Here is a 22,099-nt window from a genome sequence, read left to right on the forward strand (position 1 = left end):
ACCGGGAGGTTCCGGTGCGGTTCAGGCCTCGTCGCCGACGGCGTCCTCGTCGCCGGCCAGCGGCAGGAAGACCGACTGCTGGCGGGTGCGGGGCGGGGCCACCGAGTCAGCACCGAAGATGCGTGCCCGTAGCGGGGCGGTGAGCACGCCGAGGGGCGCGGTCGCGACGTACAGGTAGGCCACCGTGACACCCGTGGTGGCCGGGGCCAGCGCCAGCCCGGCGGCCACGACGAGTACGGCGACCGTGGTGCACACGCGGGTCTGCGTGGTGCGGGGCGTGACCAGGTCGCGGAAGGAGCGGAACCGGACCGTCGAGACCATCAGCAGGGCGGGCACGAGGCTGATCGCGACCGGGACCAGGATGGCCGGGCCGACCCGGAAGTCGGGGCCGGCGACGTCGGGGTTGTCCATCGCGAACACCGTGGCCATCACGACCGCGGCGGCGGCCGGCGAGGGCAGGCCGATGAAGTAGCGCTTGTCGTCGGTCGGGTCGATGGTGAAGTTGAAGCGCGCCAGCCGGAAGCCGGCGCAGGCGAGCCAGAAGAACGCCGCCAGCCAGGCGATCACCGGCCACTCGGGCAGCACCCAGGTGTAGACCAGCACGGCCGGCGCGAGGCCGAACGAGACCAGGTCGGCCAGCGAGTCGAGCTGGACTCCGAACGGGGAGGTGGCGCCCACCAGCCGGGCGACCGCACCGTCGGCGATGTCCATCACGATGGCGACCGCGATCAGGATCGCGGCGAGCTGGAAGTGCCCGGAGGTGGCCAGCAGGACCGACGAGAACCCACAGCCCATGTTGGCCGTCGTGAAAAGGCTCGGCGAGGTGACCCGCAACTGCTCGCGGGCGCTGAGCTGGCGAAGCGAGACGACCTCGGCGCCGGAGTGGGACTCGAGTCGCCAGCGCCGAAGCAGCCGGCGTCGCAGTGAGCTGTCCGTCATCGGGCGGCTCCGGGCCAGGTGGCCAGGACCGTCTCCCCGGCGACCGTGCGGTCGCCCTCCTTGACGTGCAGCTCGACGCCGGGCGGCAGGAAGACGTCCATCCGGGAGCCGAACTTCATCAGGCCGATGCGCGCGCCGGTGCCCACCTCGTCGCCAGCCTTGACCCGGGTGACCACGCGTCGCGCGACCAGTCCGACGATCTGACGGAAGACGTAGGTGCGCTGCTCGCCGCGAACCGTGCGGTTCATGACGATGTCGCTGCGCTCGTTCTCGAACGCCGACTCGAACTTGTAGGCGGCCAGCCACTTCCCGGGCCGGTAGGTCACCGACTCCACCACGCCGGCGTACGGCGCCCGGTTGATGTGCACGTCGAAGAGCGACAGGAAGATGCTGATCTGCTGCCAGTCCCCCTGCGCCGGATCCCTGGGAGGTGCCACGCCGGGCTGGGCCGGGCCGGCGTGCATGACCTTGCCGTCGGCGGGGGCGACGACGGTGTCCTCGTCGACGTCGGCCAGGTCGGCTGCGCGCTCGGGGTCACGGAAGAACGCCACCAGCCCGACCGGCAGTGCGAGCAGGCCGGCGGCCAGCTTCGGGTGGCCGGTCAGTAGCGCGAGGCCGCTGGGGATGGTGCCGATCGCGGCCGGGAGAGCGGCCTCGCGGTCGATGGCGGTGCCCAAGATGTTCACGAATCTCCGTCGGATTGCGGTCAGTGCTGCGGCACAACCTAACCCGAATCGGACAGATCACCCTCCCCGTCGCGTCGCTTCAGGCACTCACGAGCGCCTCGGTGTCATGAACCTCACGAGCCGCGATTGCCTCCGCCAGGGCGAGTACGACGAGCGCGGCGAGGGCCAGCCCGGCACCGACCCACAGGGGTGAGGTGTAGCCCAGGCCGGCGGTGATCGCGAGACCGCCCAGCCATGCGCCGATGGCGTTGCCGAGGTTGAAGGCGCCGATGTTGGCACCCGAGGCGAGGGTCGGCGCCTGTCCCGCGTGGTCCATGACCCGCATCTGGAGTCCGGGCACGGTGGCGAACCCGAAGGCACCCATGAGGAAGAGGGCGACGACGGTGAGTGCCTTGCTCTCCGCGGTGAGCGCGAAGAGGACCATGACGACGACCAGCCCGGCCAGCACCACGAACAAGGTGCGCGCGACGGCCCTGTTGGCCGCCCGGCCGCCGAACAGGTTGCCCACGAACAGCCCGACACCGAAGAGGACGAGCAGCCACGGGATCCACGAGTCGGCGAAGCCGCTGACCCCGGTGAGCGTGTAGGCGATGTAGGTGAACGCCCCGAACATGCCGCCGAAGCCGAGCACGGTGACCGCCAGCGACAACCAGACCTGGCCGCTGGTGAACGCCCCCAGCTCCTGCCTCAGGCGAGGTGGCGCGTCGGCACCGGCGACCTTGCCGGGCACCAGCAGGGCGATGGCGACGAACGAGACGATGCCGATCGCGGTGATCGCCCAGAACGTCGAGCGCCAGCCCGCGGCCTGGCCGAGCAGGGTGCCGGCCGGCACGCCGAGCACGTTGGCGCTGGTCAGTCCGGCGAACATCAACGCGATGGCACCGGCCTTCTTCTCCGGCGCGACCAGGGAGGCGGCCACCACGGACCCGATGCCGAAGAACGCGCCGTGGCACAGGGCGGCGATGATGCGGCCGACCAGCATCGCGTCGTACGACGTGGCCAGCGCGGAGACCAGGTTCCCGACGATGAACAGCACCATCAGGCCGAGCAGCACCTGCTTGCGCGGCAGGCGTACGACGGCCGCGGTCAGCAGGATCGCGCCGACCGCGACGCTGAGCGCATAGCCGGAGATCAGCCAGCCGGCAGTGGCCTCGCTGACCGCGAAGTCGGCTGCCACCTCGGGCAGCAGGCCGGCGATCACGAACTCAGTGAGTCCGATGCCGAAGCCGCCCACGGCGAGGGCCAGCAGTCCGGGTTTCATGGAAGCTCCTTTGCGTGTGCAATATGCCGCGTGTGCAACGTTTTCGCTCGAGATTAGTTGCACGCGCTGGTTATTGCAAACGGGCGCTATGATGGTGCGCATGGGAATCAGTGACGAGGCGGTCCAGGTGCGGGCCCAGGGCTGGCGCCGACTGGCCGCGCTGCACCAGATGATCGAGGCGCGGCTCGAGCAGGCACTCTCGAGCGGTCACGGCCTCTCGGTCGTCGAGTTCACCGTGATGGACGCGCTGTCCCGCCAGGACGGCTGGCACATGCGCATGGCCCAGCTGGCCCGCGCTGCCGCACTCTCCCCGAGCGCGACCACGCGCCTGGTCAACCGACTGGAGGACCGCGGGTTGCTGACCCGCATCCTCTGCGCCGACGATCGGCGCGGCATCTACACCGAGCTCACTGCCTCAGGGCGCAAGGCGCTGACCAAGGCCCGCCCCGACCACGACCGGGCACTGGAGGACGCGCTGGCCGAGGCCGGCGCCACCCCCGAAGTCGCCTCGCTGGCCGACTTCCTGACCGCCTGACCGGGACTCGGAGTCAGGGCCCCGAGAGTGACCTTCGTGTCGTCCAACGGCCCGACTCACGACACGAACCTCACTCTCGGCACTGCGAACGGTCCGACTCAGGCCTGGACTGCGGAGCCACCCTCGAGCAACGCGTCGACGTCGTCGATGCCCCATGCCGCAAGGGCCTCACGGGTGTGCGCGCCGGGGCCGGGCGCGGGCGGCGACGACAGGGTCGCCTCGGTGCGCGAGAACCGTGGGGCCGGTGCCGGCTGGGTCAGGCCCTCGTGCTCGACGAAGACGCCACGGGCCTTCATGTGCGGGTGCTCGATCGCCTCACTGATCGGGATGATCCCGGCCACGCAGGCGTCGGTTCCCTCGAACACCTCGACCCACTCGGCCTGGGTGCGGGTCGCGAAACGCTCGGCGATCAACGCCTTCAGTGTGGAGTAGTTGGCCGCGTCGTAGCGGTCGGGCGCGATGTCCTTGATCTCCAGGAGCTCCACGAACAGGTCGTAGAACTGCGGCTCCAGCGGACCGACCGACATGTGCTTGCCGTCCGAGGTCTCGTAGACGTCGTAGTACGGCGTGCCGCCGTCGAGCAGGTTCGAGGCGCGCTCCTCATGGAAGCCGCCGCCGGCCAGGAAGGCCGCGGTCATCGCGTTCAGGTGGGCGGTGCCGTCGACGATCGCCGCGTCGACGACCTGGCCCTGTCCGCTGGTGCGCGACTCGAGCAGCGCGGCGAGGATGCCCATCACGAGGTACGTCGACCCACCGCCGAAGTCGCCGACCAGGTTGGCCGGGAACGACGGCCGCGCCTTGTCCTGGCCGAGCCCGTGCAGGGTGCCGGTGATCGCGATGTAGTTCATGTCGTGCCCGGCGACCTGGGCGAACGGGCCGGTCTGGCCCCAGCCCGTCATCCGGCCGTAGACCAGCTTCGGATTGCGGGCCAGGCACTCGTCGGGACCGAGGCCCATCCGCTCGGTGACGCCGGGGCGCATGCCCTCGACCAGCACGTCGGCCCCCTCGACCAGCTTCAGCACCGTCTCGACGGCAGCCGGGTCCTTGAGGTTGAGCGCGACACTCGGACGACCGCGGTTGAGCAGGTCGTGCGATCCGCCGGTGAGCATCTGACCACGCGGTCGCTCGATGCGGATGACGTCGGCACCGAGGTCGGCCAGGATCATGCAGGCGTGCGGGCTGGGCCCGATGCCGGCGATCTCGACGACCTTCACTCCACGCAGCGGACCAGTGCCCTGACCAAGTTCGATAGTCATGCCGCCGATCATGACAGATCCACTGTCACGATCGGCGGCCGGAATCACTCAGTGGGCGTGGTGGGCGTGCTCGTCGGCGCCACCGTGGTGCATCTCGTGGACCACGGCGTGGCCCAGGCCCCGACTCATCAGCCAGCGGTTCACCGGCACCGTGAGCACGAAGGCCAGGGCCAGTGAGAACGCGAGGGCGGTCCAGAAGAGCCAGGCGCCGAGGCCGGCGTCCATCGCACCCGGCACGGTGACCATCACGGTGTTGTCGATGATCTCCATGACCAGGATCGAGACGGTGTCGGCGGCCAGCGCCGTACGCACCGCCGAGCGGACGTCGAGACCGGCACGGCGCACGCCGACGAAGGTGAGCAGGTAGCCGAAGAAGAAGGCCAGCGCGACCGCGAGGACGACGCTCGGCCCCGCGCTCCAGCCCAACCAGGTGGCCAGCACCATGCCCAGGACCTCACCGATCGCACAGCCGGTGAGGCAGTGGAGGGTGGCCGACATTGCCATGCGCCAGGACGTGTTCATGATCAGGACGGTATACCCCTAGGGGGTATACCGCAAGGTGACCCCCGCCACGCAGGCTTGCAACTAGTTGCATAGGTGTCGCAGGATGGTCGGCATGGCCCTCGAACACGCGCTCCTCGTCTCCCTGAGCGAGCGCGCGGCCTCAGGCAGCGAGCTGACCCGGCGCTTCGACAAGTCGATCGGCTACTTCTGGACCGCCAGCCACCAGCAGATCTACCGCGTTCTGGGCCGCATGGAGAAGGACGGCTGGGTCACCTCCACCGTCGTCGCCCAGCAGGGCCGCCCCGACAAGAAGGTGTACGACGTCACCGAGCCGGGTCGCCTCGAGCTCGAGCGCTGGCTGGCCGAACCGACGTCGGGTGATCCGCTGCGCTCCGACCTGATGGTGAAGATGCGCGGGGCGTCGTACGGCGACCGCACGACGATCCTCGACCAGGCCCGGGAGAAGCTCGACGACCACCGGAAGAAGCTCTCGCTCTACCACCATCTCGAAGCCCGCGACTTCCCGGACCCGTCCGGACTCTCCGGCCATGACCTCGACGTCTTCCTCGTGCTCCGCGGCGGCGTACGCCTCGAGGAGTTCTGGATCGACTGGCTGACCGAATACATCGACGCCCACACGAAAGCTGAGCGATGAACAACTACCCCCNCTCGATGCACACCGGTCTGGAAGACGCCTTCTGGAACCTGCCCAAGCTTGCGGCGTACTTCGCCGAACGCGCCAAGGGCGGTGCCGGGCTGATCATCACCGGCGGCTACTCCCCCAACTTCCGCGGCCAGCTCAAGCCGCTCGGCTCGACGATGTCGAACAGCCTGCACGCGGCGCGGCACCGCCAGGTCACCGACGCGGTGCACGAGCACGACGGCAAGATCGCGCTGCAGATCCTGCACGCGGGGCGCTACGGCTACACGCCGTACAGCGTCTCGGCGTCGAGCCGGAAGTCGCCGATCACCCCGTTCAAGCCCACCGCCCTGTCGACGCGGGGCGTCGACCGCACCGCGACCGACTTCGCCAAGGCCGCGCGCCTGGCCCAGCGAGCGGGGTACGACGGCATCGAGATCATGGGCTCCGAGGGCTACCTGATCAACCAGTTCCTCGCGGCGCGCACCAACGACCGCACCGACAGGTGGGGCGGCTCGGCCGAGAAGCGGATGCGCTTCCCGCTCGAGATCGTCCGTCGCACCCGCGAGCTGGTCGGCCGCGACTTCATGATCGGCTACCGCATCTCGCTGCTCGACCTGGTCGAGGGCGGGCAGACCTGGGACGAGACCGTCGAGCTCGCCCAGGGTCTCGAGGAGGCCGGCGTCGACCTGCTCAACACCGGCATCGGCTGGCACGAGGCACGGGTGCCCACGATCATCACGCAGGTGCCGCCGGGCGCGTGGCGCGACTACACCGCGCGCCTGCGGCCCGAGGTCGGCATCGCGGTCTGCGCCTCCAACCGGATCAACACCCCCGAGATCGGCGAGTCGATCATCGCCGAGGGCGGTGCCGACCTGGTCTCGATGGCGCGCCCGTTCCTGGCCGACCCCGAGCTGGTGAACAAGGCCGCCGCCGGTCGCGCCGACGAGATCAACACCTGCATCGCCTGCAACCAGGCCTGCCTCGACCACGTCTTCGCCAACAAGATGAGCTCGTGCCTGGTCAACCCGCGTGCCTGCCGCGAGACCACCCTGGTGCTCAGCCCGACGCGTACGACGCAGAAGGTGGCCGTCGTCGGCGCCGGACCGGCCGGCCTCTCCGCGGCGGTCTCCGCGGCCGAGCGCGGTCTCGACGTCACACTGTTCGAGAAGTCCGACCGCCTCGGCGGCCAGTTCCGCCTCGCGATGGAGGTCCCCGGCAAGGAGGACTTCCGCGAGACGCTGCGGTTCTACACCCGCCGCCTCGAGGTGCTCGGTGTCGACGTGCGCCTCTCGACCGAGGCCACCCCTGACGCCCTGGCCGGCTTCGACGAGGTCGTCGTCGCCACGGGTGTGACGCCACGGGTGCCTGCGTTCCCGGGCGTCGACCACGCCAAGGTCGTGCGCTATGACGAGGTGCTCAACGGGTCGGTGACCGTCGGCCGCCGGGTCGCGGTGATCGGTGCCGGCGGCATCGGCGTCGACGTCAGCCACTTCCTGACCCACGACTCCGGCGACGACCTCGACGACTGGATGGCGCACTGGGGCGTCGGCGACCCGGCCATCCACCGAGGCGGCCTGACCGAGAAGAAGCCGCGCACCGCTCCCCGCGAGGTGTGGCTGCTCCAGCGCAAGACGACCTCGATCGGCAAGGGCCTGGCCAAGACGTCCGGCTGGGCGCACCGCGCCGTGCTCAAGGACTCCGGCGTGCACATGGTGCCGGGCGCCTCCTACGACAAGGTCGACGACGCCGGACTGCACATCACGGTCACCTCGGCGTCCGGCGAGACCAGCCAGCAGGTGCTCGACGTCGACCACGTCGTGCTCTGCGCGGGGCAGGAGTCGGTGCGCGGGTTGTACGACGAGTTGAGTGCTGAACTGGCGGTTGGGGCAACCACTTCAGCACTCAACCCCAGCGGCGTACACCTGATCGGCGGGGCCGACGTTGCCGCCGAGCTCGACGCGAAGCGCGCGATCGAGCAGGGAACCCGCACCGCCGCAGCCCTCTGACGACGGCCCACTCGTCATCGTGTGGGTTCTGACTCACCTGGTGCGTCAGGACCCACACACAATCAGCGGTCCTGCCCCGCCGCCGCGATGTAGGCGCGGTACCAGTCGTAGGACTTCTTCGGCGTGCGCTGTTGGGTGTCGTAGTCGACGTGCACCAGGCCGAAGCGCTGGGTGTAGCCCTCGCTCCACTCGAAGTTGTCGATGATCGACCAGGTGAAGTAGCCGCGCACGTCGACACCTTCGGCGATCGCGTCGGCCACCGCGCGCAGGTGTGAGTCGAGGTAGTCGATGCGGGCCCGGTCGTCGACGACGCCGGCCTCGTCGGGGCCCAGGTTGTAGGCGCAGCCGGACTCGGTGATGACCACGGGCGGCAGGTCGGCGTACCGCCGGTGCAGGGTCACCAGCTGCTCGCGCAGGCCGTCGGGCACGACCGGCCAGCCGAAGTCGGTGGTCGGGCAGCCCTCGATGTCGCGGTACTCGAACGGCAACTCCGCACCCTCGGCGGCGGCCGCCACCAGGTAGGGGTTGTAGTAGTTGACGCCGTAGAAGTCGAGGGGCTGGTTGATCGTCGCGAGGTCCCCCTCCCGGGCCAGCGGCTCCATCAGCGGAGCGAGGTCCTCGGGCCACTCGCCGAGCAGCATCGGGTCGGCGAAGAGGTTGTTCCACAGGTCGTCGAAGAGCCCGGTCGCGGCGAGGTCGCCGTCGCCGTCACTGGCCGGCCACATCGGGGCGTGGTTGTTGGCGCAGCCGATCTCGCCGACCCCGGCCCCGCGCAGCGCCTGCGTGCCGAGCCCGTGCGCCAGCAGCAGGTGGTGGCAGGCGGGCAGCGCGTCGAACATCAGCGTCTTGCCCGGAGCGTGCATCCCGAGGGCGTAGCCCATGAGGCTCGCCACATTGGGCTCGTTGACAGGCACCCACTGGCGCACCCGGTCGCCGAATCGCTCGCCGCAGATCGCGGCGTACTCGGAGAAGCGCTCGGCAGTCGCCCGGTTCAGCCAGCCGCCATCGTCCTCCAGGGCCTGGGGCAGGTCCCAGTGGTAGAGCGTGACCATCGGGTCGATGCCGGCACCGAGCAGCTCGTCGAGCAGGCGGTCGTAGAACGCGATGCCCTCGGCGTTCGGCGCCCCGGTGCCGTCGGGCTGGATCCGCGGCCAGGCGATCGAGAGCCGGTAGCCGTCGACGCCCAGCCCCTTGAGCAGCGCGACGTCCTCGGCGTACCGGTGGTAGTGGTCGCAGGCCTCCGCTCCACTCGACCCGTCGACGACCCGGTCCTGCTCGGCGCAGAAGGTGTCCCAGATGCTGCGGCCCCTGCCGCCCTCGGCGACCGCGCCCTCGATCTGGTAGGCCGCGGTGCTGGCGCCGAATCGGAAGGTGGACGGCAGGTCGATGCTCACCTCGATCAACCTAGTCTCTGAGGCATGGAAATCCACCGGGCCGGCGAGCGTTTCGTCACCGATGCCGACGGACGGGTGACCCGCCACTCGCTGTCGTTCGGGTCGCACTACGACCCCGACAACCTGCGCTTCGGCCTGCTGGTCTGCCACAACGACGACCTGGTGCAGCCGGGTGGCGGCTATCCCGACCACCCGCACCGCGACCTCGAGATCGTCACCTGGGTGCTGGACGGCGCGCTCCGCCACGCGGACTCGTCCGGCACGTCCGGCGTGATCGAGCCCGGTCGGGTGCAGGTGATGTCGGCCGGCGACGGTGTCGTGCACTCCGAGACCGTGGACGTGGCCAGCGGCCCGACCAGGTTCATCCAGACCTGGGTGCTGCCCGACGAGCCCGGCGGCCCGACCCGCTACGACTCGGCACCAGTGGAGCCCGAGGCCGCGTGGCAGCCGGTCGTGTCGGGGTCACGACCCGACGCGATCACCCGGATCGGCGCCTCCGGAGCGACGTTGTACGCCGCACGCCTGGCCCCCGGCGAACGCGTCGACCTGCCAGATGCCCCACTCGGACACCTCTTCGTGACCACCGGATCGGCGACCCTCGACGACGTGGCGCTCGGCGAGGCCTACGCCGTACGACTGAGGGACGAGGGCGGCACGGTCACCGCCACTGCACCCACGGAACTGTTGCTGTGGAATTTCGGCGGTTGAGCGCGGGGTTCCTGTTGAATGTCGCGCATGAGCACGATCGATCCCATTGCCGCGCGCCGGGCCAAGGCCGAGCGTGCCCCGGGTGCCCTGCGCGTCGGCCTGAACCTGGTCGTCCTCGTCATCGGCGGCTACCTGACCGGCGTCGGCTGGACGGAGATGTCCGCCGACGTCACTGAGTCGCCGCCCAGCACCGTCACCATGGCCGCCGTCCCGGTCGGCATGACCCTGACGGTCATCGGCCTGATCGCATGGGGTCCCCTGCTGTTGCGCTCCTCGAAGCTCGGCATCGCCCAGGGCCTCGCCGCGGCTGCGTCGGGAGGCGGCCTCGGCACCTGGACGACGGCACGCGAGATCGAGAGCCGGGTCGCGGAGCGAGTCGGTCTGGGCTTGCTGGTGCTCGCGGCCGCGCTGCTGCTGCTCAGCCTGTTCGCCTACCGCCGCCGGATCGCGCGAGCCCGGCTGGCAGAGGAGCTGATGAAGACCGGAACCCGCACCCTGGCCACCGTGTCCGACAAGGGATACACAGCGTCCAGCGAGGGCTCGAGCGTCTTCACCACCGTCACCTTCACCTTCCACGACGCGCACGGCGTGCAGCGGTGGGTGCAGCGGCCGATGATGGTGCGCAGAGCCGCTCCGATCACCGACGGCCAGACCACCGATCTCTGGTACGACGCACAGGACCCGGGCAACGACAAGCACATCGTCGTCGCCCTGGCCCTGGAGTCCATGCGGATCAAGCCCCCCACCCCGAGCTGAGGATCTCGCTCACACCGGAGGCCACGGCCCGACTCGGATACGGTGACCGGACCCCCGCAGACACGTCGCGTGACATTTGAGGTGCAGCAAATGAGCCCCGACGCTCCCCCGGCCGACCCTGGACTTCGCCTGCCCCGAGGCAGCCGGGTCATCCACATCGGCCCGCCCAAGACCGGATCCACGGCGTTGCAGCACGCCCTCCACGCCTCACGTGATGCCCTCACGGATCACGGAGTGGTCTACGCAGGCGACGACGTACGTCCACGACGGGCGGGCTGGGCCTTGATGGGAGCCGCGCCACGCGGGCGGACGATGCCCCCGCCGAGCGCCTGGACCGACCTCGTCGACGAGGTCGGCGCGGCCGGCGACTCGACGGTGCTGGTCAGCAACGAGGACTTCGGGCGCGCACACGACTACCAGGCCGGACGCATCGTGCGCGAGCTCGGCCAGGGCAGGCCGCACGTGCTGATGGTGGCTCGTCGTTACGACCGGCTGCTGCCGTCGTACTGGCAGGAGCTGGTCAAGGGCGGCGAGCAGATGGCCTACCACGAGTGGCTTCGTGTGGTGCTGCAGCCGACGGGCGGGCCCCGGCACCGCCGCATCTGGCTTCCCCAGAGCACCCCGTCGGTCGTCGAGCGTTGGGCGGGGCACGCCGGACTGGACAACGTCACGGTGATCGTCGCGGACGAGGCCCGCAACCGGATGGCGCCCGATGCCTTCGAGCAGCTCCTCGGGCTTCCGACCGGGCTGCTCGACCTCTCCGCCGAGCACTCGAACCGGTCCCTGACGCTGCCGGAGGCCGAGCTGGTCCGGCGGATCAACCACGTCTTCGCGGACGAGGGCTGGTCCGGCGAGCTCTACCACCAGGTGGTGCAGAACGGCGTCGTCCTGCGCATGCGCCGGGCCGCGCCCGCTCCCACGGACGCGAGGGTTCCGGGCATTCCCGCGTGGGCGGTCGAGCGCATCGCCGAGCTGAACCGCCAACGCGTCGAGGGTCTCCAGGCCCTGGGCGTCCGGGTGATCGGCGACCTCGACCTGCTCGACCGGGTCGAGGTCGACGAGGGCACCGACCCGGAGCCGTCGACGATCTCGCTCGACGCCGCCGCCCAGGCCGTCGAGGGCGCGATCAGGATGGCCCTGCGCCGCGAGCGGAAGACGGCCAGGCAGCACGCCAAGGCGCTGCGCCGCGCTGCTCGGGGGCGGGGCGTCGAAAGCCGGCCGTTCACCGTCCGGGTCCGCGGCCGCCTTGCACGCCTGCGCGACCGATGAGCGTCGCGAACCCGGACGGGTGAGTTTCGCCAGTCAGCGCAGGATGTTGACGGCGCCGGGAAGCACCTCGATGCGCACCGGCGCGTCACCGAGCATGCCGAGGGGCTCGCCGTCGCCGCCCATCACCACACCGGGACGCGACGTCAGGGTGATCGCCCTGCCACGGAAGACGTGCACCTGGTCGAGGTCGATGTGCCGGCCGTCGTACACCTTGGGGAACGAGCGGATCATGTCGAACCGGCCGGCCGCCTCGATCACGATGACGTCGAGCTCACCGTCGTCGACGGATGCCGACGGGGCGATGTGCATGCCCTTGCCGTAGTAGCCGGAGTTGGCCACCACGACCGTGGCCGCGGCGAAGTCGTGGCTGTCGCCGTCGACGTCGACCGTGTACGACGCCGCGTTGAAGGTGGCCAGTGCCCGCACCGTGGCGGCGGGGTACTGCAGCTTCTTGGGCAGCCACTGCATCCTGTTGACCAGGTCGGCGGTCTTCGCGTCGACTCCGGCGTAGACGGAGCCGGCCACGTCGTGGCTGGTGCCGTCGGGCAGCGTCGCGCGCACCAAGTCGGTAGGGGTCGGCACGGAGTCGAGCAGGATCCTGGCCACGGCGTCGGGCTCATCGGGCAGCTCGAGCATGCGGGCGAAGTCGTTGCCGCGTCCTGCCGGCACGATGCCGAGGGTGCCCCCGAGTCGCGACACCTCGCCGGCGATCGAGGAGAGCATGCCGTCGCCACCGACCGAGACGACCACGTCGCCGCGCTCGACAGCACCGGAGACCAGGTCGTGGGTCGCCTTGGGGCCCGGTGAGTAGGTCACGTCGACCGCTGCTCCGGCGTCGCGGAGCAGCCTGGCGACGGGTACGACGGCGCCGGGGGCCGCACCGCCGCCGGAGGACGGGTTGACCAGGAACGAGAAGGAGCGCGTCACGGGATCAGCACCCCCGGGTTGAGCACGTCGGTCGGGTCGAGGTCGGCCTTGACCGCGCGAAGGATGCGGACACCGACCTCGCCGATCTCCTGGGCGAGCCAGGGCTTGTGGTCGGTGCCGACCGCGTGGTGGTGGGTGATCGTGGCGCCGGCGTCGACCATGGCCTGGCTGGCCTTCGCCTTGGCGGCGAGCCACTGCTCGAGGGGCGCGTCGGCCTGGGGCGCGGCCACGGTGAAGTAGAGCGAGCAACCGGTCTCGTAGACGTGCGAGATGTGGCAGAGCACCAAGGTCTTCTCACCCAGCGCCTCGGTGAGTGCGCTCGCGACGGCCTTGTAGAGCCGGTCGCGGTTCGACCAGAACGTGGCGGTCTCGAGGGTCTCGACGAGTACGCCGACGTCGAGGAGCGAGTCGCGCAGGTAGGGGGCGTGGAAGCGTCCCTCGGCCCACACGGCACCGCGGTCCTCGCCCAGCGGAGTGCCACCGAGCTCTTCGAGGGCCGCGCCGACGAGGGCCTGGCGAGCGGCCACCGAGATCCCCTCGTGGCCGACGATCATCAGGCAGCCGCCGGTGGACTCGCCGCCGACGTCGGAGTGCGAGGCCAGGTTGAGGGCGGTCTCGTTCTCGTCGGAGAGCCGCAGCACCGTGGGCATGAGGCCGTTCTGGGCGAGGTGGCGCATCGCGTCGGCACCGGCGGTGAACGAGGGGAAGTTCCACGCCTCGTAGACCTTCTCGACGGGCAGCTTCTTCACCCGGACGCGCACCGACGTGATGATGCCGAAGGCACCCTCGGAGCCCAGCACGAGCTGGCGCAGGTCGGGGCCGGCGGCGTTGGCCGGCGAGCTGCCGACCTCGAGCGTGCCCTGGGGCGTGGCCAGGGTCAGGCCCATCACCATCGCGTCGAAGCGGCCGTAGCCGGCGCTCGACTGGCCGCTGGACCGGGTGGCCGCGAAACCACCGATCGAGGCGAACTCGAAGGACTGCGGGAAGTGACCGAGCATCAGGCCCTCGGCCGCGAGGAGCTCCTCGGCCTCCGGTCCACGCAGGCCCGGCTCGAGCACGACCGTCATCGACTCCTTGTCGACCTCTCGCAACGCCTTCATGCGGATCAGGTCGACCGAGACGACGCCGGCGTAGCCCTCGCGTCGGGCGACCAGGCCGCCGGTGACCGACGTACCGCCGCCGAAGGGGACGATCGCAATGTGATGGCGAACGGCGAGCGCGATCAGCGCGACGACGTCGTCGTGGGTGCCGGGGCGGGCCACCACGTCGGGCGCGTCGGTGAGGTCACCGGAGCGGGCGCGCAGCAGGTCGGGGGTCGACTTGCCACGGGTGCGGAGTCGGCGGTGCTCGTCGTCGGTGAGCACGTGGTCGTCACCGAGCAGGGCGCGCAGCTCGGCGAGGACGTCGTCGGCCAGCCCGACGGGCGGCAACGAGACCTCCTCGACTGCCGGGGTCTCGCGGACTCCGAGGGCCAGTTCGACCAGCCCTCGGGTGGACTCGGGCAGGGCGGTGGCCTCGGCCGGGTTGCCCCAGCGGGAGGGGTGCATCTCTGTGGTCATGTGTTACAGTGTGACATATGACGTCAACCCGTCACAATATCTACCTCGACGCGGCCCGCGGCTGCATCCTCGACCTCGGCTGGAAGCGCACGACGCTGACCGAGGTGGCACGTCGCGCCGGCGTCTCGCGCATGACGATCTACCGCGCCTGGCCCGACATGCAGACCCTCCTCGCCGACCTGATGACCCGCGAATGGGGCGACATCGTGGCCACCGTGCCCGAGGCGCCCGACGACGCACCGACCCCACGACGCATCGCCGACGGCATCGTCGCGGCGATCGGCGCACTGCGTGAGAACCCGCTGATGCGACGCATCCTCGACGTCGACCCCGAGCTCCTGCTCCCCTACCTGCTCGTCCGCCGCGGTCGCTCCCAGCAGCTGATCCTCGAAATGATCGCGCCGCGCATCGCGGCGGGGCAGAAGGCCGGTCACGTCCGGGCGGGCGACCCGCAGCTGCTGGCTCGCACCGTGCTGCTGGCCGCCCACGGTTTCACCCTCTCGGCCCACACCATGGCCGACGACACCATCTCCGAGGGCGACCTGGGCGCCGCCCTCGCCGACCTGATCACCGGAGGCCTGACACCATGACCGACCCCGTCACCGAGCCCAGGATCCGCACCGGTGTGGCAGACCTGCCCGACCAGACCGACGTGCTCGTCATCGGCCTGGGCATCACCGGCACCGGCGTCGCCCTCGACGCCGCCTCGCGCGGCCTCGACGTCGTGGCCGTCGACGCGTTCGACCTGGCCTTCGGCACGTCGCGCTGGTCGTCCAAGCTGGTGCACGGCGGCCTGCGCTACCTCGCCAAGCTGCAGCTGGGCGTGGCCCACGAGAGCGCGGTCGAGCGCGGCATCCTGATGGAGACCACCGCCCCGCACCTCACGCACGCGATGCCGATGCTGCTGCCGCTGATGTCGAGCGTGAGCCGGCCGCAGGCGAGCCTGGCCCGGGCCGGCTTCTTCGCCGGAGACCTGTTGCGACGCAAGGCCCGCACCACGGCCGACACCCTGCCCAGGCCCCGACGCGTCTCGCGCACCGAGGCACTCAGGATGGCGCCCGCCCTGCGCAGCGCCGGACTCCGCGGTGGGCTGCTGTCGTGGGACGGCCAGCTCGAGGACGACGCCCGACTCGTCACGGCCGTCGCCCGAACGGCGGTCGCGCACGGCGCCGACGTCCGCAACCATGCCCGCGTGCTCAGCGCCACCGGCACCAGCGCCGTGATCCGCGACGAGATCACCGGCGCGGAGCACACGATCCGCGCGAAGAAGGTCATCAACGCCACCGGCGTCTGGGCGGCCAGCATCGTCGACGTCACCCTCAAGCCGAGCCGCGGCACCCACCTCGTGCTGCGCGCCGACACCCTGCCGGGCCTGACCACGGCCGTCACCGCACCGATCCCCCACACCTCCAACCGGTTCGTGCTCGTGCTCCCGCAGCCCGACGGCACGATCTACGTCGGGCTCACCGACGAAGAGGTCGAGGGCGAGATCCCCGACGTCCCCGAACCGTCCGAGGCCGAGATCGGCTTCCTGCTCGACGTGGTGGCCGCCGCGTTCGACCGGCCGCTGCACCGCTCCGACGTGATCGGGGCGTACGCCGGGCTGCGGCCACTGCTCCAGAGCGAGGGCAGCACCTCCGACCTGTCACGCGAGCACGCGGTGCTGACCTCCGACACCGGGGTCATCACGATCGTCGGCGGCAAGCTCACGACCTACCGCCAGATGGCCGAGGACGCCGTCGACGCCACGCACCTGGCCGACGGCCGCTGCCGCACCCGCAACCTGCCGCTGGTCGGTGCCGCCCCGCGCGCCGAGCTCGCGAAGCTCGAGGAGCCGGCCAGACTGGTCCGTCGCTTCGGCACCGAGGCGAGGGCCGTGCTCGAGAACGCCCGCACGGTCAGTGGTCTCTCCGACGAGGAACTGTTGGCTCCGATCGCGCCCACCGTTCCGGCCACGCTGGCGGAGCTGATCTTCGGCGTGACCCATGAGGGTGCCGTCGACGTCGACGACCTGCTCGACCGGCGTACCCGCGTCGGACTGGTTCCGGCCGACCGCGTGCTCGCCGTACCGGCCGCAGAGCGCGCCCTTCAACTGGTGGCCGCGGTCAGGTAGTGGCCATCCACAACGCCTCCCAGATGTGACCGTCGAGGTCGCGGAACGAGCCGCCGTACATCGGCCCCTGGTCGACCCGCTGGTCGGCGTCCGTGGCGCCGGCTGCGGCAGCGGCCTCGCAGAGGCGGTCGACCTCCTCGCGACTCTCCACCCCCAGGCACAGCAGGGTCTCGGTGCCGGTGTGCGGGGTGGTGTCGTGGAACCCGTGGAAGAACTTCTCCTGCAGGAGCATCACGCTGGCCTGGTCGTTGACGACCAGGCAGGCGGCGTCGGGGCTGCTGAAGTCACGGTTGAACTCGAATCCGAGGCTGGTCCAGAAGTCGATCGTCCTGGAGACGTCCTTGACCGGCAGGTTCGGAAAGATCATGCGTCCCATGTGGTGCTCCTTCTCGTGTGTTCGCGTCACCGTTCCGACCCGGCCCGAGCATCGAACTCATCGCTCACGGAACTTCGTCTCGTGATGAGCGATGAGTTTTCCGGTGGCGGGCGGTCGTTACTTCCGGCAGACTGAAACGCACCAGGAGGCGGGCGTGACCACCACACTTGTGAACGAGACGGATTTCCAGGACGTCGCCAACGGCTACCGCCGTGAGCTGATCGCCCACTGCTACCGCATGACCGGGTCGGTGCACGAGGCCGAGGACCTGGTCCAGGAGACCTACCTGCGCGCCTGGAAGGCCTACCACAACTTCGAGGGTCGCTCCTCGGTGCGCACGTGGCTCTACCGCATCGCGACCAACGTGTGCCTGACCAACCTCGAGGGCAAGGCCCGCCGGCCGCTGCCCACCGGTCTCGGCACCGCCGACGCCCAGGCCTCCGACGAGCTGATCGCCGACAACGAGGTGCCGTGGCTCGAGCCGGTGCCCGACGCCGCCGTCGTGGTCACCGACCGGGAGTCGATCCGCCTCGCCTTCGTCGCCGCCCTCCAGCACCTTCCGGCCCGACAGCGTGCGGTGCTGATCCTGCGCGACGTCCTCCGCTGGTCGGCCAAGGAGGTCGCCGAGGCGCTCGACACCACGCCGGCCGCGGTGAACTCCGCACTCCAGCGGGCCCACGCCCAGATGGAGGAGGCGCACCTCTCCTCCGACGACGCCAGCGCGACGGTCGCGCCCGACCAGCAGGCCCTGCTCGACGCCTACGTCGACGCCTTCTGGCGCAAGGACATCACCGCCATCGTCGACATGCTCAAGGCCGACGCGATCTGGGAGATGCCGCCCTTCACCGGTTGGTACGTCGGCAACCAGAACATCGGCGAGCTGATCGCCACGCAGTGCCCCGGCGGGGTCAACGACATGCCGATGCTGCCGACGACCGCCAACGGCCAGCCCGCGTTCGGCCTCTACCTGAAGCAGCCCGACGGCACCTACACGCCGTTCCACCTGCAGGTGCTCCAGATCGAGGGCAACCGCGTGGCGCGGGTGGCCGCGTTCTTCGAGAAGGACGCCTTCGCCCGCTTCGGCCTCCCGTTGGTGCTCACCGAGGACGACCTTCCCGAGCGCTTCGCCCCCACAACCAGCTGAGCCCGCGATGAACACCACCGATCCGGTGGAGCTGCTCGAACGCGCCATCGGCTACGCCCGCGGAGCACTCGGCGCCGCGGCCACCGCGGACCCCGACTCCCCCACGCCCTGCTCCGCGTGGCGGCTCGGCGCACTCCTGGCCCACATGTCCGACTCGCTCGACGCGTTCACCGAGGCGAGCTCCGGGCTGATCAGCATCCGCCCGCCGGCCGGCGACGACCCGACACCTGTCGGCGTGCTCTACGACCAGGCCTGCACGCTGCTCGGCGCCTGGACCTCACCGGCCGCCCGCACCGTCCGGCTCGGCGACCGACGCCTGGCCAGCGGCATCCTGCTGAGCGCCGGCGCCCTCGAGATCGCGGTCCACGCCTGGGACGTGGCCCGGGCCACCCGCTTCGACGCACCACTCCCGGAGGGGCTGGCCACAGACCTCCTGCCGGCGGCGTACGCCCTGGTCGACGCGGCGGATCGCGGCGTACGCTTCGCAGAGGCGCTGCCGGTCCCCGACGCCGCTCCGGCCTCGGTCCGGCTGTTGGCCTTCCTCGGTCGGAGTTGTCCCGAAACTGGGGTCTCGGGTGGTCCGTTGAGATCAGGGCAACGTACCCCTTTTGGGTGATCCCTTGACAGTTGTCTGGTTATTTGAGGTGAGGTCGCCCTAACCTGCTGGACATGGGGGTGCCTGTCGCCTCGGGAGCCTCTCCGCTCGACGCTCACGAGCTCTTACGCAAGGGCGAGGTCAGTCGCGCCCTGGTCCTCTTCGAGAAGATGCACGATCCGCGTCGCCCCGACCCTGCCGTGCTGGCCGGCCTCGTCGAGAGCCGGCTCGCGTTGGGTGAGGCCCACCGGGTGGCCCCCCTGATGCCGCACCTGGCCGACGCCGCGCTGCACGCACCCAGCAAGGACCACCACACCGGCCTGGCGCACTGGGCCCTTGCCGGGCTCGCCGAGCTCGAGGGCGACCACGACCGGGCGGCCGGGCACTTCCGCTCGGCCGGTGAGGCCGGCCCCGACGACCCCGACCTGCTGCCCTGGCGCGCCGGCCTGGCACTCGCGCTGACCCGTCAGGGCCGGTCACCGGAGGCGGTCCGGCTGGCCCACGAGCACCTGACCCGGGCCCGGGCCTCCGGGTCGGCGTACGCGCGTGCGCTCGCGTTGCGCACGCTGGCCGCCGTCGACGGCGCGAGCAGTCGGCGTGACCTGCTCACCCAGGCGCTCGAGGAGCTCGAAGGGATCCAGGCGACCCGCCTGCGTGCCCAGGTGCTGACCGACCTGGCCGGCGTACTCGTCCTGCTGCACGAGGACCGCGGACCGGGGGTGATCAGGCTCCTGCGCGAGGCCGAGCTGATCGCCGTCCGCTCCCGCCTGCGGCCTCTCCTCGATCGGGTACGACGACTGCTGACGCGCCTCGACCAGCCTGCCGGCTCCACGGCACCACCGGGGCTGGAAGGCCTGACTCCGAGCGAGCTGCGCGTCGTCGAGCTGGCCGCCAGCGGCCTCACGAACCGCGAGATCGCGGGCCGGCTCGTGGTCACCGTGAAGGCCGTCGAGTGGCACCTGTCGAACGTCTACCGCAAGCTCGGCATCAGCGGACGCAAGGAGCTGCCTACCTGAGCGGGTGCGCGATCTCGTCGCGCGGCAGGCGCGCCCAGATGATCGCCACGACGGCGACCACCATCGGCACGGCGCCGGCGATGTAGAACGTCTCGCGGACGCCGATCACCTCGGCCACCGGACCGGCCAGCGCCATCGACACCGGCATCAACGAGATCGAGACGAAGAAGTCGAGGGACGAGACCCGGCCCAGCATGTGCGGTGGCACCCGCCGCTGCAGGAGTGTGCCCCAGATGACCATCGGCGCCGAGAACATGCCACCCAGCAGCAGGCCGAGGCCGACCAGCATCCACACGTGGTCGACGATGCCGAACAACGCGATCGGCAGGCAGCCGACGCCCCACATCAGGTTCATCACGGTCAGGTAGCGCCGTGGCATCGGCAGGGAGCCCATCACGAACGAGCCGACCGCACCACCGATGCCGAACGCGGCAAGCACGAGGGCGTGGTCGCCCGCGTCACCGCCGAGCGTGTCCTTGATCAGGAACGGCACCAGCACCTCGAACGGGCCGATGAAGACCAGGATCATCAGGCTCGCGAAGACCAGGGTGGCCAGCAGCCACGGCGTACGCACCATGTAGCCGAAGCCCTCGCCCATGTCGGTGAGGGCCGACCGCACCGGGTGCACGGGCGCGTCGCTGGACCGGTCGCGGTGGACCGGGGTGAGTGGTACGGCGAGCAGCGTGACGATGCCCAGCCCGGCCGCGACGGCGGCGACCATGATCGCCCACCCGGGCGAGGCCGCACCGACCATGAAGCCGGACAACGCCGGGCCGATGGCCTGGCCGATCATCGGCCGCACCGCGCCCTCGAAGCCGTTGACCGCCAGCAGGTCCTCCTCGGGGACGAGCGAGGGCAGCCAGGCGGAGTACGCCGGGTAGTAGAACGCTGTGGCGCAGCCGTAGGCGAAGTTGATGCCGATCAGGACCGGGATGCTCGACAGGTCGGTCAGCGAGAGGAATCCGACGAGCGCGATCGCCGAGAACTGCACGGCCGCGACCCCGAGCAGGATCACCTTCTGCGGGATCCGGTCGGCGACCACGCCGGCGAAGAGCACCGGCACCAGCATGCCGACCGCGTTGGCCCCGGCGACGAAGGACAGGTCGCCCGCCGAACCGCCGAGCCGGATCACCTCCCACACCAGCGCGATCACCCAGACACCCCATGCGAACAGGGTGAACACCAGGGCGATGGCGAGCTTGCGGTAGGCCGGCGTACGGAACGGCACGAGGGCGCGCGGCAACGGCCGCGGCAGCGGCGGGGGTTCCTCCAGCGGCTCCCGGGCCGCGGGGTGGAGGTCAGTCACGAGGTGCTCCGATCAGGCTTGGGCCATTCTTGTCGCGCAGACCGACAAATGCACCTTGTTTCATCGGTGGTTCAGCCCCGGGATCACTGTCGGGGCAGCAGGACAACCTTGCCGAGCGCCCTGCGCTGCTCGAGGTCGGAGTGCGCCCGGGCGGCGTCGGCCAGCGGGTACGTCGACACGAGCGGCTTCCAGTCACCGGCTGCCAGGCGGTTGAGCGCCCGGCCGGCCAGGCCGGGAATCCCGCCGGGCAGCGCGGCCATCCGCGGGCCGAGGCTCCACGAGACGGACAACCCGCGCTGGACCAGGTCGGCCGAGGTGAAGTCGGTGGCCGTGCCGGAGGACCAGCCGAACATCACCATCCGGCCGCCGGGGCGCAGCAGCTCGAGGGCATGCCGGCCGACCTCGCCGCCGACGCCGTCGTAGACGAGGCTGATCGGGCCGGGGCCGTCCGCCACCCGCTTGTGCCAGCCGGACTCGCGGTAGTCCACGACGAGATCGGGTCGGAGTGCGGCGAGCCGGTCCACCTTCTCCTTGCCGCCGGCCAGCGCCACGACGCGGGCGCCGCCGCGCCGGGCGGCCTGGGCTAGCAGCCAGCCGAGCCCGCCGGCCGCGGACGGCACCAGCACCACGTCACCGACCATCGGCGGCTCGATCTCGAGGATGCCCTGCGCGGTCCGGCCGGTGCCGACCATGGCCACCGCATCGGACAGGTCGACCCCGTCACGGACCCGGAAGAGGTTGGGGTTGTCGACCGAGGTGACCGCCTGGTCGGCGTACCCGCCGGGGACCATGCCGAGGTGCGCGACCACCCGGGCGCCCCGCCAGCTCTCGCTGACGCCGGGTCCGACGCGGTCGACGACACCGGCCACCTCGCGACCGGGCACGGTCGGAAGGTCTGGCAGGGGCATCGGCCCGGCCGGGTCGCCCGCACGCAAGGTGGTGTCGAGCAGGTGGACGCCGGCCGCCTCGACGGCGATGCGGATCTGTCCGTCTCCGGGTGTCAGGTCGGGCAGCTCGTCGAGCCGCAGGTTGTCGGCGGGGCCGAAGTCATGAAGTCTGATCGCTCTCATGACTCCATGGTGAAACTTGAAGTTCGCTTGAAGTCA

Annotated in this window: 22 protein-coding genes; 11 read left to right on the forward strand and 11 right to left on the reverse strand. The window is 70.7% G+C overall.

Annotated elements, in window-relative coordinates:
- Nucleotides 1-21: 21 nt before the first annotated feature.
- From pssA to ASH02_RS17060, 3 genes are all read right to left on the reverse strand, one after another.
- A complete protein-coding gene (gene pssA, locus ASH02_RS17050) occupies nt 22-939 on the reverse strand; it encodes a CDP-diacylglycerol--serine O-phosphatidyltransferase (RefSeq protein ID WP_056684703.1) in 918 nt (305 codons plus the stop codon).
- Nucleotides 936-1,625 carry a phosphatidylserine decarboxylase gene (locus ASH02_RS17055; RefSeq protein WP_200949896.1) on the reverse strand — a complete coding sequence of 230 codons (690 nt, stop codon included), beginning with the start codon at nt 1,623-1,625 and terminating at the stop codon, nt 936-938. The genes pssA and ASH02_RS17055 overlap by 4 nt, the downstream gene beginning before the upstream one ends.
- A 79-nt stretch (nt 1,626-1,704) precedes the next feature.
- Nucleotides 1,705-2,886, reverse strand: a complete 1,182-nt coding sequence (locus ASH02_RS17060) for an MFS transporter (RefSeq protein ID WP_056684700.1) — start codon at nt 2,884-2,886, stop codon at nt 1,705-1,707.
- A 100-nt stretch (nt 2,887-2,986) separates the two neighbouring features.
- Here ASH02_RS17060 and ASH02_RS17065 point away from each other — a divergent pair, with 100 nt between their 5' ends.
- Complete coding sequence (locus ASH02_RS17065; protein WP_056685279.1) at nt 2,987-3,421, forward strand: MarR family winged helix-turn-helix transcriptional regulator; 435 nt, start codon at nt 2,987-2,989, stop codon at nt 3,419-3,421.
- Nucleotides 3,422-3,519: 98 nt separating this feature from the next.
- Here the strand turns inward: ASH02_RS17065 and ASH02_RS17070 are convergent, their stop codons facing one another.
- Together ASH02_RS17070 and ASH02_RS17075 are read right to left on the reverse strand one after the other, a co-directional pair.
- Nucleotides 3,520-4,677 carry a CaiB/BaiF CoA transferase family protein gene (locus ASH02_RS17070; RefSeq protein WP_056685276.1) on the reverse strand — a complete coding sequence of 386 codons (1,158 nt, stop codon included), beginning with the start codon at nt 4,675-4,677 and terminating at the stop codon, nt 3,520-3,522.
- Nucleotides 4,678-4,725: 48 nt separating this feature from the next.
- Nucleotides 4,726-5,199, reverse strand: a complete 474-nt coding sequence (locus tag ASH02_RS17075) for a DUF4396 domain-containing protein (protein WP_056684696.1) — start codon at nt 5,197-5,199, stop codon at nt 4,726-4,728.
- Nucleotides 5,200-5,293: 94 nt separating this feature from the next.
- Between ASH02_RS17075 and ASH02_RS17080 the strand changes: the two genes are divergently transcribed.
- A complete protein-coding gene (locus ASH02_RS17080; protein ID WP_056685273.1) occupies nt 5,294-5,836 on the forward strand; it encodes a PadR family transcriptional regulator in 543 nt (180 codons plus the stop codon).
- A 17-nt stretch (nt 5,837-5,853) separates the two neighbouring features.
- Complete coding sequence (locus ASH02_RS17085) at nt 5,854-7,830, forward strand: NADPH-dependent 2,4-dienoyl-CoA reductase (RefSeq protein WP_235539068.1); 1,977 nt, start codon at nt 5,854-5,856, stop codon at nt 7,828-7,830.
- Nucleotides 7,831-7,892: 62 nt separating this feature from the next.
- Here ASH02_RS17085 and ASH02_RS17090 read toward each other — a convergent pair whose 3' ends face one another.
- Nucleotides 7,893-9,224, reverse strand: coding sequence for a GH1 family beta-glucosidase (locus tag ASH02_RS17090; protein ID WP_056685270.1), 1,332 nt, complete (start codon nt 9,222-9,224; stop codon nt 7,893-7,895).
- Nucleotides 9,225-9,248: 24 nt separating this feature from the next.
- Here ASH02_RS17090 and ASH02_RS17095 point away from each other — a divergent pair, with 24 nt between their 5' ends.
- The 3 genes from ASH02_RS17095 (at nt 9,249) to ASH02_RS17105 (ending at nt 11,957) form a co-directional block, all read left to right on the forward strand.
- Nucleotides 9,249-9,932 carry a pirin family protein gene (locus ASH02_RS17095; protein ID WP_056684690.1) on the forward strand — a complete coding sequence of 228 codons (684 nt, stop codon included), beginning with the start codon at nt 9,249-9,251 and terminating at the stop codon, nt 9,930-9,932.
- Between the two features lie 27 nt (nt 9,933-9,959).
- Nucleotides 9,960-10,688 carry a DUF3592 domain-containing protein gene (locus ASH02_RS17100; protein ID WP_056890410.1) on the forward strand — a complete coding sequence of 243 codons (729 nt, stop codon included), beginning with the start codon at nt 9,960-9,962 and terminating at the stop codon, nt 10,686-10,688.
- Nucleotides 10,689-10,778: 90 nt separating this feature from the next.
- Nucleotides 10,779-11,957 carry a hypothetical protein gene (locus ASH02_RS17105; protein ID WP_156393687.1) on the forward strand — a complete coding sequence of 393 codons (1,179 nt, stop codon included), beginning with the start codon at nt 10,779-10,781 and terminating at the stop codon, nt 11,955-11,957.
- 33 nt (nt 11,958-11,990) lie between these two features.
- Here the strand turns inward: ASH02_RS17105 and ASH02_RS17110 are convergent, their stop codons facing one another.
- Both ASH02_RS17110 and ASH02_RS17115 read right to left on the reverse strand, forming a co-directional pair.
- Nucleotides 11,991-12,884 (reverse strand): diacylglycerol/lipid kinase family protein, encoded by an 894-nt coding sequence (locus ASH02_RS17110; protein ID WP_056684681.1) that lies wholly within the window; start codon nt 12,882-12,884, stop codon nt 11,991-11,993.
- Nucleotides 12,881-14,443 carry an FAD-binding oxidoreductase gene (locus ASH02_RS17115; protein ID WP_056684678.1) on the reverse strand — a complete coding sequence of 521 codons (1,563 nt, stop codon included), beginning with the start codon at nt 14,441-14,443 and terminating at the stop codon, nt 12,881-12,883. The genes ASH02_RS17110 and ASH02_RS17115 overlap by 4 nt, the downstream gene beginning before the upstream one ends.
- A gap of 17 nt (nt 14,444-14,460) precedes the next feature.
- Between ASH02_RS17115 and ASH02_RS17120 the strand changes: the two genes are divergently transcribed.
- On the forward strand, nt 14,461-15,033 hold the full coding sequence (locus ASH02_RS17120; protein WP_057295124.1) for a TetR/AcrR family transcriptional regulator: 573 nt from the start codon (nt 14,461-14,463) through the stop codon (nt 15,031-15,033).
- A complete protein-coding gene (locus ASH02_RS17125) occupies nt 15,030-16,556 on the forward strand; it encodes a glycerol-3-phosphate dehydrogenase/oxidase (protein WP_056684673.1) in 1,527 nt (508 codons plus the stop codon). The genes ASH02_RS17120 and ASH02_RS17125 overlap by 4 nt, the downstream gene beginning before the upstream one ends.
- Here the strand turns inward: ASH02_RS17125 and ASH02_RS17130 are convergent.
- Nucleotides 16,549-16,932: a VOC family protein gene (locus ASH02_RS17130; protein WP_056684670.1), complete on the reverse strand. Its 384-nt coding sequence runs from the start codon at nt 16,930-16,932 to the stop codon at nt 16,549-16,551. The two genes, ASH02_RS17125 and ASH02_RS17130, sit on opposite strands and share 8 nt — an antisense overlap.
- A 91-nt stretch (nt 16,933-17,023) precedes the next feature.
- Here ASH02_RS17130 and ASH02_RS17135 point away from each other — a divergent pair, with 91 nt between their 5' ends.
- The 3 genes from ASH02_RS17135 to ASH02_RS17145 are packed head-to-tail and all read left to right on the forward strand — an operon-like array spanning nt 17,024 to nt 19,687.
- Nucleotides 17,024-18,076 carry a sigma-70 family RNA polymerase sigma factor gene (locus ASH02_RS17135; protein ID WP_082599353.1) on the forward strand — a complete coding sequence of 351 codons (1,053 nt, stop codon included), beginning with the start codon at nt 17,024-17,026 and terminating at the stop codon, nt 18,074-18,076.
- 7 nt (nt 18,077-18,083) lie between these two features.
- Nucleotides 18,084-18,692, forward strand: coding sequence for a TIGR03086 family metal-binding protein (locus ASH02_RS17140; RefSeq protein WP_056890416.1), 609 nt, complete (start codon nt 18,084-18,086; stop codon nt 18,690-18,692).
- A gap of 53 nt (nt 18,693-18,745) precedes the next feature.
- Entirely contained in the window at nt 18,746-19,687 is a 942-nt protein-coding gene (locus ASH02_RS17145) for a LuxR C-terminal-related transcriptional regulator (RefSeq protein WP_056684662.1), read from the forward strand.
- On the opposite strand, the gene ASH02_RS17150 is transcribed toward ASH02_RS17145, so the two are convergent.
- Together ASH02_RS17150 and ASH02_RS17155 are read right to left on the reverse strand one after the other, a co-directional pair.
- Complete coding sequence (locus ASH02_RS17150; protein ID WP_200949897.1) at nt 19,680-20,993, reverse strand: MFS transporter; 1,314 nt, start codon at nt 20,991-20,993, stop codon at nt 19,680-19,682. The genes ASH02_RS17145 and ASH02_RS17150 overlap by 8 nt on opposite strands.
- A gap of 83 nt (nt 20,994-21,076) precedes the next feature.
- A complete protein-coding gene (locus tag ASH02_RS17155) occupies nt 21,077-22,063 on the reverse strand; it encodes a zinc-binding dehydrogenase (protein WP_056890417.1) in 987 nt (328 codons plus the stop codon).
- Between the last annotated feature and the right edge of the window lie 36 nt (nt 22,064-22,099).

This window comes from Nocardioides sp. Soil796 (genome assembly GCF_001429525.1).
Taxonomy (GTDB): domain Bacteria; phylum Actinomycetota; class Actinomycetes; order Propionibacteriales; family Nocardioidaceae; genus Nocardioides.